Annotated in this window: 7 protein-coding genes; 6 read left to right on the top strand and 1 reads right to left on the bottom strand. The window is 62.3% G+C overall.

What is annotated here, in order from left to right; all coding sequences use genetic code 11:
* Window positions 1–14: 14 nt before the first annotated feature.
* The 3 genes from ACE3P2_RS10705 (at window position 15) to ACE3P2_RS10695 (ending at window position 6,109) form a co-directional block, all read left to right on the top strand.
* Complete coding sequence (locus ACE3P2_RS10705) at window positions 15–2,897, top strand: adenosylcobalamin-dependent ribonucleoside-diphosphate reductase (protein WP_374264238.1); 2,883 nt, start codon at window positions 15–17, stop codon at window positions 2,895–2,897.
* Window positions 2,898–3,730: 833 nt separating this feature from the next.
* On the top strand, window positions 3,731–4,564 hold the full coding sequence (locus ACE3P2_RS10700; protein WP_374264236.1) for a hypothetical protein: 834 nt from the start codon (window positions 3,731–3,733) through the stop codon (window positions 4,562–4,564).
* Between the two features lie 12 nt (window positions 4,565–4,576).
* Window positions 4,577–6,109, top strand: coding sequence for an ATP-binding protein (locus tag ACE3P2_RS10695; protein WP_374264235.1), 1,533 nt, complete (start codon window positions 4,577–4,579; stop codon window positions 6,107–6,109).
* 69 nt (window positions 6,110–6,178) lie between these two features.
* Here the strand turns inward: ACE3P2_RS10695 and ACE3P2_RS10690 are convergent, their stop codons facing one another.
* On the bottom strand, window positions 6,179–7,570 hold the full coding sequence (locus ACE3P2_RS10690; protein ID WP_374264234.1) for a DUF6035 family protein: 1,392 nt from the start codon (window positions 7,568–7,570) through the stop codon (window positions 6,179–6,181).
* 321 nt (window positions 7,571–7,891) lie between these two features.
* Between ACE3P2_RS10690 and ACE3P2_RS10685 the strand changes: the two genes are divergently transcribed.
* From ACE3P2_RS10685 to ACE3P2_RS10675, 3 genes are all read left to right on the top strand, one after another.
* Window positions 7,892–8,146, top strand: coding sequence for a helix-turn-helix domain-containing protein (locus tag ACE3P2_RS10685; RefSeq protein WP_374264232.1), 255 nt, complete (start codon window positions 7,892–7,894; stop codon window positions 8,144–8,146).
* A 142-nt stretch (window positions 8,147–8,288) separates the two neighbouring features.
* On the top strand, window positions 8,289–9,770 hold the full coding sequence (locus ACE3P2_RS10680) for a DNA methyltransferase (RefSeq protein WP_374264230.1): 1,482 nt from the start codon (window positions 8,289–8,291) through the stop codon (window positions 9,768–9,770).
* A gap of 15 nt (window positions 9,771–9,785) precedes the next feature.
* Window positions 9,786–11,099 carry a DNA methyltransferase gene (locus ACE3P2_RS10675; protein WP_374264309.1) on the top strand — a complete coding sequence of 438 codons (1,314 nt, stop codon included), beginning with the start codon at window positions 9,786–9,788 and terminating at the stop codon, window positions 11,097–11,099.
* Window positions 11,100–11,235 lie beyond the last annotated feature (136 nt).

Below are 11,235 nucleotides of genomic sequence, written 5' to 3'. Positions count from 1 at the left end.
GCCATCCAAGAGCCATGACTGCCACGACCAAATCCGCCAAAATCCAGCCCGTCACCGCCGCCAGCCTCGAGCCCCAAGAGATCTCCGGCGAGGTCCTGCTCGAGAAGTACGCCAAGGGCAACGAGCAGACCATCTCCGAGGTGCGCCTGCGTGTCGCGCGCGCCCTGGCGGCCATCGAGTCCGAGGACAAGCGCCTGTTCTGGGAGACCAAGTTCCTCGAAGCCCAGGAGCGCGGCTTCGTGCCCGCCGGCCGCATCAACTCCGCCGCCGGCACCAACCTCGCCGCCACGCTGATCAACTGCTTCGTGCAACCGGTGGGCGATTCCATCACCGAATCCGTCGACGGCCGCTGCGGCATCTACACCGCGCTGGCCCAGTCCGCCGAGACCATGCGTCGCGGCGGCGGTGTCGGCTACGACTTCTCCTCCATCCGTCCGAAGGGCGCGATGGTGCGCGGCACCCAGTCCAACGCCTCCGGCCCGGTCTCCTACATGCGCGTCTTCGACCGCTCCTGCGAGACCGTCGAATCCGCCGGCTCCCGCCGCGGCGCCCAGATGGGCGTGCTGCGCTGCGACCACCCGGACATCGAGGAATTCATCCACGCCAAGGACCACGGCGACCTCACCAACTTCAACGTCTCCATCGCCGTGACCGACCTGTTCATGCAGGCCGTCGAATCCGATGGCGACGTCGAGCTCGCCCACAAGGCCGAGCCCTCCAACGACATCAAGGCCGCCGGCGGCTACCAGCGCGACGACGGGCTGTGGGTGTACCGCAAGGTGCGCGCCCGCGACCTGTGGGATCAGGTCATGCGCTCGACCTACGACCACGCCGAGCCGGGCATCCTGTTCCTCGATCGCATGAACAAGGACAACAACCTTTACTACTGCGAAACCATCGAGGCCACCAACCCCTGCGCCGAGCAGCCCCTGCCCTCCTACGGCTGCTGCTGCCTGGGCTCGATCAATCTCACGCTCTACGTGAAGGACGCCTTCACCGAGAAGGCCAGCTTCGACTTCACCGGCTTCGGCAAGACCATCGAAACCTCCATCCGGATGCTCGACAACGTGCTCGAAGCCACCCACTGGCCCCTCGAGCAGCAGCACGCCGAAGCCCAGTCCAAGCGCCGCGTCGGCCTCGGCTTCACCGGCCTCGGCAACGCGCTGGCCATGCTGCGCCTGCGCTACGACACCGACGAAGCCCGCGCGATGGCCACCCAGATCTCCGAGTTCATGCGCGATCAGGCCTATCTGGCCTCCGTCGAGCTCGCCAAGGAGCGCGGCGCCTTCCCGCTGTTCAATGCCGACCTGTACCTCTCCGGCGGCAACTTCGCGTCGCGCCTGCCCAACGAAGTGAAGGACAAGATCCGCAAGCACGGCCTCCGGAACTCGCACCTGCTGTCGATCGCCCCCACCGGCACCATCAGCCTGGCCTTCGCCGACAACGCCTCCAACGGCATCGAGCCACCGTTCTCCTACACCTACACCCGCAAGAAGCGGATGGCCGACGGCACCTTCAAAGAGCACGCCGTCGAGGACTACGCCTGGCGCCTGTACCGTCACCTGGGCGGTGACGTGAACAAGCTGCCGCCGTACTTCGTGACCGCGCTGGAAATCTCCGCCAAGGCCCACAAGGACATGGTCGCGGCCGTCGCCCCGTACATCGACACCTCCATCTCCAAGACGGTGAACGTGCCCGAGGACTACCCCTACGCCGACTTCGAGGACCTTTACCTCGAAGCCTGGAAGGCCGGCCTCAAGGGGCTCGCCACCTACCGGCCCAACAGCGTGCTCGGTTCGGTCCTGTCAGTCACCCCGAGCAGCGAGCAGAAGCAGCCCCAGGACGTCGAGATCTCCGACGACACCAACCGTCGTCTGTCCATCAAGAACCTGCCGGCACCGGTGCTCTCCTCCCTGCGCTGGCCCGGCCGCCCCGACCTGCCGGACGGCAACGCCGCCTGGACCTACATGCTGAACACCCCGCAGGGCAACTTCGCCCTGTTCGTCGGCCACATGGACCCGACCGAGGACAGCCCCGCCAAGGGCGCCTTCCCGTTCGAAGTGTGGGTCAACGGCGCCGACCAGCCGCGCGGCCTGGGTGCCGTCGCCAAGACCCTGTCGATGGACATGCGCGCCAACGACCGCGGCTGGCTCAAGCTCAAGCTCGAGGCCCTCGCCAAGACCGTCGGCGAAAAGCCCTTCGAACTGCGCTTCCCGCCCCACGGCGAACAGAAGCTGATGCCGGGCGTCGTCTCCGCCTTCGCCCAGGTCGTGCGCTACCGCTGCGAGAAGCTCAACGCCCTCGACGGCGACCTGCCGACCCCGGTGCTCGACAGCGTGTTCAGCCTGCAGGAACCCAAGACCGGCACCGACGGCACCCTGTCCTGGACGGTGGACATCCAGAACCCGGCTACCGGCGAAGACTTCGTGCTCGGCCTCAAGGAAATCACCCTGCCGGACGGCGTCACCCGCCCCTACTCCATGTGGCTGTCGGGCAACTACCCGCGTGCTCTCGACGGCCTGACCCGCATCCTGTCCCTCGACATGCGCGTCATGGACCCGGCCTGGATCGGCATGAAGCTGCGCAAGCTCATCGACTACCCGGAACCCCTGGGCGACTTCATGGCCTTCGTGCCCGGCACCCGCCGCCAGCAGAACTGGCCCTCCACCGTCGCCTACATGGCCGCGCTGGTGATCCACCGCTACGCCATGCTGGGCGTGCTCGACGAAGCCGGCTACCCGACCCGCGAAATGGGCATCCTCGAAGCCCCCCGCGACGACAACGAGCCCAAGCTGATGCAAGGCGCCCTGTGCGGCGAATGCGGCAACTACTCGGTGATCCGCAAGGACGGCTGCGACTTCTGCACCGCCTGCGGCGCGGTGGGAACCTGCGGCTGAGCGGCTATATCAATGGCTTTTTTGCTTGTGTGGGAGTCCCCATATCGTGCAAGTTAGACCCCATATCTTGCAAGTTTGGACCCCATATCGTGCAAGTCGACAGGCCAGCTAGCCGGTAAGCCGTAAAACCTCAATGCCCACCCTCACCGGTGGGCATTTTTTCGTCTCAAGGCACGAGGGGACAGGGCTCGAAGCGCACCGAAGCCCCAGTTTGGGCACAAAACCGGAGTAATCAGGGAGGTGAAGGTGACCCTATAGGAACTAGGCGTCTATAGCCTGCGTGGCTTGGACCCCATATCTTGCAAGTTTGGACCCCATAACATGCAAGTCCGCCACTCATTAAAATCAATGGGTTGGGTCGTAAACTTACCCATAACCTGCAAGTTTCCTCGGCAAGTTTACGCATATCGTGCAAGTTTCGCCGGGAATGGGACAGCGCAGGATAGGCTGGCCAGGGACAGCTCTAACGGTGCAGCAGGCGCGGCAAAGGGTCGGTAACGCGACGAGGTGCGCTGACGACAGCTAGCGCCGAAGACGAATCTGTTGAGCTATGGGCCGCATTTCAGCCAAAAGCGGGAGGACTGGCTTTGGCGTGGTGCCCGACTTGCGGGCACCACCACATTCGGAGAAGCAGGCCTTCAAAAGGTTGGTTACATCAGCTCCGAGCTCTCGGATGATAAGATGAAAGAATACTTATATCGCTTGGGGAACAAATGGCGGACTGTTATCTGTGCGGAGCCTATGTTCCTCGAGGGCAAGGCTACCGACGGAATGTTCAGACGGGCACCTCGCATCGAATTTATGTCGGACGGCGCCTCAGCGGATCCACGGGCGTGCAATATGGAACCCGGACGCTCTGTCACACCTGCGCCAGAATCCTGGATGAGCAGACATCGGGCGGCGGCCTCCGGGCCGTCGGCTTCTTCGGCCTGTGCGCGGTGCTTCTTGTTCTCGGCTTCAAAGCTTTCAAGGCCGAGATGCCCCTCGTCGGCTTTGCGCTGTGGGCAGCCGGCCCCATCGCTTGGGCCATCGTCGAGTCCAGCATCAAGAGGCAGATCGCCAAACGGGTTTGGCAAGAAGAGAATCAGCCCTACATTCAGCCCCAGCAAGCCTTTGATACCCCTGCACCTACCGAGGCGCAAGACGAGGACAACGGCTCCGCGGGCATGGAAGCCTTGCGCGGCTCCTTCTCGGCGGGAGACTTCCGCCTCGGTTTTTCCGCAATCAAGGACGACGAAAGTCTCATGGAATGGTGCGAACGCACCGCGGAGGCTTTCCCTACCGGCTTGGACTTCAGCAAGAAGGAAATCTACGACCTGCTCCTCTCCGCCGTACAGTTCCGCAAACCGAGGGCGGGCGAGCCTGTCGCTGTTTGGTTCGAAGAAACAATCAAGCGCATGCGGGAGGTGTCGAGGAGCGTTTCGACCAACCTCTTTGGCCCGGAATCAGGTCGGAGGCCGGACGAGTCGAACCTCCAATGGCTCAGCCGCGTCGGCCCCCTATTCCTGAACGTGAAGGACGGGGAGAGCATGGATGACGTCATCGACGCGCTGGCTGGAATCGCCGACCAAGCACCTCCGAACAAGGGCGAGGGCGTTATGGCTTGGTTCGAGCGGGTACGGCCGCTCATCATCGAATACAACGCACGCCAAGACGAAGCAGCGTAGGTGAACTCGGCGATGAAGAAGTTCGATCTGAATATCGACCGGATGCTTGAAAACTGGGAGGCGTTCCACGCCGTCAGGGAAATCATTGCTAACGCCCTCGACGAGCAGGCCCTGACCAGCACACCCGAAATCTCCATCGCTCGCGACGCAGAAGGCCTCTGGCGGATTCGGGACTTCGGCCGGGGCCTAAGCCACGAGCACTTCACGATGAACGAGAACCAGGAGAAGCTCGAACATCCGGGGCTCATCGGCAAGTTCGGCGTAGGCTTGAAGGACGCTTTGGCCACCTTCGATCGACTCGGAGTGGAAACCCGCATTCTCTCCAAGTTCTGCGACGTCGCCTTCGACCGCTCAGAGAAGCATGACTTCTCCGACGTAATAACCTTGCACGCGTGCATCTCCGCCCCTTCCGACCCCACGTTCGTTGGCACGGAGTTCCTCCTCAAAGGCTGCTCCGACGAGGATGTAGAGAAGGCCAAACGGCTGTTCCTCTGCTTCTCCGGCGAGGAGGTTCTTGAACGGACGCCCTACGGGGAAGTTCTGCGGAAGGCTGGCTCAGTCGCCTACATATACATAAACGGGATCCGCGTCGCCGAAGAGGAGAACTTCCTCTTTTCCTACAACATCACCTCGCTGACAGCAGCCATCAAGAAGGCCCTCAACCGCGAGAGGACGAACGTTGGCCGTACGGCCTACTCCGACCGAGTGAAGTCGATCCTGCTCGCCTCGTCCTCGGAGGCAGTCGCAAAGGCTCTGGTTGACGACCTCGGCCATTTCGGAAGTGGAACCCTGCATGACGAGATGAAGTGGGCGGACGTCTCCGTACATGCGTCGAAGATCGCCAACGCCTCGGGGAACTTCCTCTTCCTGACCGACGAGGAGATCATGGACGCACCTCGGTTCGTCGAGGAGGCCCGGGCGAGCGGCCGACAGATCGTCACGATCCCTAGCTCTGTCAAGGAAAAGCTCTCGGGACAGGTCGACGCGGGCGGCCACGCCATCCAGGACCTGGGCAACTTCGTCTCGGCTTGGAACGACAGCTTCGAGTTCAAATTCGTTTCCGCCAACGCGCTCACTCCCGGGGAGCGATCGGTATTCGAAACGACTGATCGGCTCGCCGGCCTCATCGGCGGCCTGCCTTCGAGCGTTAGGAAGGTGAGGATCTCAGAGACGATGCGGCCCGAGACTGGCAGCTTCTCCGAAGCCCGAGGGCTCTGGACTGGTGAGGACATCGTCGTCAAGCGGAGCGAGCTCGCCTCCATCGAGTCCTACGCGGCCGTTCTGTTGCATGAGCTTGGGCACGCACGCAGCGGGGAGACGGACATCACCATCGGCTTCGAACAGGAACTGACCGCTCTTCTCGGGAAAGTTGCCGCCGAGGCCCTGCGCGAAGCTGCGGCCCGTGCGGAGGAACCGCAGCAAGCGCAGGCCAGGCCTCGAAGCCCCAACCTCCCTGACGCATTGCATCAGCAGCAGGCGGCAAGCCTCCAGACCTCCCCCGAGAAGAAGTCAGGGTTTTGGGCCCGGCTGTTCGGCAAGGGCTAGCTGTCACGGAGCCTTTTGGCTGACTTCAACGAGTCAAGGCGTTACGAGCGTCCTTCGGAGGCCCTAACCCTATCTGGAAGCAGGTGGCGGATACTTATCGAGACTGTCGGCAATCTCCGGAAACAGGAAAGCAATGAGGCCGTCGAAGCGACGGTCGGGTTGGTATTCCGAGGAACCTTGGTCCATCAGCGGCCTGTAGTGCGCGACCCTCTTCCGCCAAAGTCCGGACTGGTCCTGGGACAGAATCATCCCCCCGCGGCCGTAGGCAGCCAAGGCGAGGCGGAAAACCCACAGGTAGCGCTTGTGCCCACCGGCTATGCGGTGCGCAATCTCGATGAACTTCTTGTAGTTCCATCCGATGATCTGACCGTGCTTGGCGCTATACAGGGCGTTGAGCAGGGTCTCCGAGCCTTCCCCACCTGGATAGGTCGTCAGTTTCAGACCGACCTCGTCAAAGGCCTTCCGGAGTCCGTTCCAAGGCACCAAATCGTCGCGGCTGTCGTTCCGGCCGCGCTTCGCCCGATCTAGCCAGAACGTCTCGAAACGTCGCCGCAGTGTCTCTTCCCCGGCGATCTTCGAGTCCGCGGACCGCTGGGCGACGGCTCCGTCGAAGTCGTAGAAGTAAATCCGCTGCCGCTCGGCGTCGATGGTGAGTTCGTCGATGGAAACAATCTTCCGCCGCCATTGGAGGACAACCGAGCCTCCATCCGCAACTGGCTCCGTCCAGCGGCATTCGAGGCACAGCTTGCCGGCTGCCTTCGAGGCAGCGAGCGTCTCCTCGCTAGCCAAAAACACATTGCGGTTGTTGTTGTAGAAGACATCGTCTTGCGTGAGCCGGTTGCCGCCATCGTCGAACCGCTTGAACAGCCAGATCAGCAGGCCACCCTCCTGGAGGTAGAACTCCCGACGTTCGGCGATAACGCGGATATAGGTGGTTGAGAGCTGGATCTCAAAGGCCATCCGCAGCTCCCCAAACTTGGCCTGGACATCCGGACGGCGCCACGCCCCAATAGCCCCCTTCCAAGTCTCCTCGGTCTTCGGGAGGGAGAACCTATGGTCGCAGGCGATGCTCTCGGCGACGATCTCCTTCATTCGGAGGTGATCGCGGCTCTCCTTGGCTCCGTTGTATCGGCGGGCGTCGATCTCCCTTTCGCTGAGCTCACCTCGTGTACGTGCGGAGCAACGGCCATCCTCGACCTGGTGGCGGAAGAAGAATCGACGGCCTTCCTTTCGGGAAACCAGATAGACGGGGACCTGACAGATCGGGCACAGGAACTTGGGTTTTTCCCGGGCGATGGCTGTACGCAGCTCCATCCTGAACTGAATGGCCTTGGAGTAGTCGTTTCCGATCGCTTTTGCGGCCCCGATCGTCTCCCCGCTGTCCATGTCCAGGATTTCAGGGATCTCGGGATTTTCAACCACCAAGGATTGCCATTCGCTCATGTCGAAAGGATACGGCATCGTTGAAACCGACAGAAGAGCGGCGGTACGAGCCGTCGCGCTCAACGTCTCTGCATTCGGACGTACCGACTGCGGCCCAGAAGCGGCTGGCCAGGCAGAGGATGAGCACTTCAGCCCCAGGCTAACCGGCGCTACAGCTCAGACGCCGCGGCGCCGAAAGCCACCGTGATCGATTCAAAAATACTGCCATAAGAGTATTTATTGGTCAAAACTGCCATCCAACACCTAAAATTCGGCCATAGTAGTATTTTAAAGATCATCATGCGTCGAGTCATACCCCGAGCCTTTCCTCCCGACAACCTCGTGGGAGAGCCCACCACCGTGGCCAACTTCATCCGTGCAGCCAGGACTCAATCCGGCTTAACCTTAGAAGACGCAGCGCTGGCGACCGGCGTCGCCAAAAGCACGCTACAAAAAATTGAAACAGACCCCTCAACAGTGAGCTTCGCTATCGTCTTGGAGGTAGCAAGGCAGCTCGGGGTCACGCTCTTCGCCGTCCCGGCCGAGCGGCGTGAGATAGTCCGCCGGATGATCGCCCACCTCCCCGACTCCTCGACGCGCGCCCCCCAAGCTTGAGGAGCCACGCACCACGAGGCTACGCGCGGGAGATTGCAGAGCGGGGGGAGCATCACTCCATCAACCGGATCGACGCTCTGAGTGCGCTCCCTGCGACTGAAGTCTGCGACAATGCTAGATCAATCAAAATGCCCGTGATCCCGTGACGCCCGCAGCCTTTATCGCCAAGTGGAAAGACAACCCCCTTTCTGAACGAGCCGGCTCACAAGCCTTCTTCCTCGACCTCTGCAACATGCTAGGGGTGCCCACTCCGAGCGACCCCGACAACTACTGCTTTGAGCGTGGCGCAACTAGGACTGGCGCAGGACATGGCTGGGCGGACGTCTGGATGCGGGGCCACTTCGGATGGGAAAACAAGGGCCCCGGCGGCGACTTGGCCGGCGCGCTGCGCCAGCTCATGACCTACGCCCTTGCGCTCGACAACCCTCCCCTCCTGGTTGTCAGCAACCGGGAACTTACTGAGATCCACACCCACTTCACCGGCACACCGAGCGAGACCCACACTATCCGCCTCGAGGACGTCGGCACACCGGAAAACCAGCAGAAGCTACGCTGGCTCTTCACAGACCCCGAGAGATTCCGCCCGGGCCGTACGGTTCTCGACATCACCGCCGACGCAGCCGGGCGTTTTGCCGACATCGCGAAGTCAATGACTGCTCGGGGGCACGAACCCCAGAAAATCGCTCACTTCCTCATCCAGTGCCTCTTCTGCATGTTCGCCGAAGACATCGGACTGCTTCCCCGGAAGATGTTCGAGCGCGTTATCGACAAGCGACAGGGCGACGCTCGAAAGCTCGCTGTCTCTGTGGCAGAGCTGTTCGCTGCCATGCGCTCCGGCGGGGATTTCTTGCTTGAGGACATCGCGTACTTCAACGGCGGCCTGTTCGAGCACATCGACGTAGTCGAGATGATCCCTGAAGAAATCGATGCCCTGCTCAAGGCGAGCAAGATGGACTGGTCATCGATTGAGCCGTCGATCCTGGGCACGCTGTTTGAGCGCGGGCTCGATCCGAAGGTCCGCGCCCCGCTGGGAGCTAACTACACCGACCCCGGCACCATCATGAAGCTCGTCGGCCCGGTTGTCGTCGAGCCGCTCGAGCGTGAGTGGGACAGCGCAAAGGCCAAGATCGGACCGCTAGTGGCCAAGTATCAAGCCGGCGGCCGCGGGTCTCAAACGGCGGGCCAGGAGGCGCAGGCGCTCTTCCTCGGGCACCTGGAGCGCCTCAGGAACTTCCGCGTGCTCGACCCGGCCTGCGGATCGGGCAACTTCCTGTACCTCAGCCTGCGCGCGCTGAAGGATCTGGAGCACCGCGCCAACCTTGACGCCGAGGCGCTGGGCCTTCACCGGCAGCTCACGATCGAGACCTGCCCGGACAACGTGCTGGGCCTTGAGATCAACGCCTACGCCGCCGAGTTGGCCCGGGTAACCGTGTGGATCGGCGAGATCCAGTGGATGCTCAAGCATGGCTATGACTGCCGCAGGAATCCTATCCTGGCCCGCCTTGATCACATCGAGAATCGGGACGCGCTGATCAACTTCGTCCAGAGCACCGACTGGGACGACACCGACGCCGACGGCAACGCCATCCACGGCGAGATGAGCATCGCCAGCGAGGCCCCCTGACCGACCTGCGACGCCATCGTCGGCAACCCGCCCTTCCTGGGCGACAAGCGGATGCGCTCCGAGCTGGGTGCTGCCTACGTGGATTGCCTGCGCAGGGAGTACAAGGGTCGCGTTCCCGGCGGCGCCGATCTGGTGCTGTACTGGTTCGAGAAGGCCCGCGCCCAGATCGAGGCCGGTTGCTGCCAGGCTGCCGGGCTGGTCGCTACTAACTCGATCCGCGGCGGCGCCAACCGCAAGGTGCTGGACCGCATCACCGAGACAACCCGCATTTTCGAGGCTTGGAGCGATGAGCCGTGGGTGAATGAAGGCGCTGCGGTCAGGGTGTCGCTGGTTGGATTTGGCCCCCTGTTCGACACTCAACGGAAAAGCCGGCTCGACGGGGTGGAAGTCACTTGCATTTATGCGGACTTGAGCGCAGCTGATGAGGTCAATCTGACCAGAGCCGCAGTGTTAGCTGAAAACAGGCGGTGTGCTTACATCGGTGGCATGAAGAAAGGCTCCTTTGATGTTGAAGGACAAACCGCCCGTGCATGGTTGCAACAAGGCGGCAATCCCAATGGCCGACCAAACTCAGATGTCCTCCGACCTTGGGTAAATGGCTTGGATATAACGCGGCGGCCATCGGACACCTGGATCATCGACTTCGGCTCGAATTGCTCACTGGACTTCGCTCTCAGCTACGAAGCTCCATTCCAGCACGTCATTGAGAACGTGAAGCCAGCTCGCGAGCACGTCAATAACGCACTGGAGAAAGAGCGATGGTGGCTACATGCCCGCTCGGCTCCTGATCTTCGTAGCGCTATCGAAGGGTTACCGCGGTTTATGGCTACTGCCCGCGTAGCCAAACACCGTCTATTTGTCTGGTTGCGTCTCCCAGTCGTTTGCGACGGGCAGGTCGTCGTCATCGCAAGATCAGACGACACCACCTTTGGCATCCTGCATTCCCGCTTCCATGAGCTGTGGGCGCTGCATCTCGGCACCAGTCTCGAAGACCGGCCCCGCTATACCCCCACCACCACCTTCGAGACCTTCCCCTTCCCCACCGGCATGAGCCCCACCGACACCGCCGCCGGCGCACCAGGGGGCCCAGCGGCCGAGGCCATCGCGGCCTCGGCCCGGCGCCTCGTCGAACTGCGCGACAACTGGCTCAACCCCGCTGACTGGGTGGAGCGCGTCCCGGAGATCGTGCCCGGCTACCCTGACCGCCTCATCCCCCGCCCCGGCCACGAGGCCGAACTGAAGAAGCGCACACTCACCAACCTCTACAACCAACGCCCGGCCTGGCTCGTCAAAGCTCACCAGGCCCTCGACGCCGCGGTGGCCACCTGAATCGCCCCGGGTTTCGCGGAGGCTCCCACTCTTGAGAAGATGGAGCCATGAAGAAGACAACGAAATACGCCCCGGAAGTGCGCGAGCGTTCAGTGCGGATGGTGTTCGAGCAGCGCAGCGAGCACCCGTCGCAATG

The organism is Zoogloea sp. (assembly GCF_041911615.1).
Taxonomy (GTDB): domain Bacteria; phylum Pseudomonadota; class Gammaproteobacteria; order Burkholderiales; family Rhodocyclaceae; genus Zoogloea.
This window is presented reverse-complemented; position numbering and strand designations above follow the sequence as displayed.

Excerpts from the sequence above, each read along its gene's own strand:
- ACE3P2_RS10705 (WP_374264238.1), top strand. The coding sequence starts at position 15 with ATGACTGCCACGACCAAATCCGCCAAAATCCAGCCCGTCACCGCCGCC.
- ACE3P2_RS10695 (WP_374264235.1), top strand. The coding sequence starts at position 4,577 with ATGAAGAAGTTCGATCTGAATATCGACCGGATGCTTGAAAACTGGGAG.
- ACE3P2_RS10690 (WP_374264234.1), bottom strand. The coding sequence starts at position 7,570 with ATGCCGTATCCTTTCGACATGAGCGAATGGCAATCCTTGGTGGTTGAA.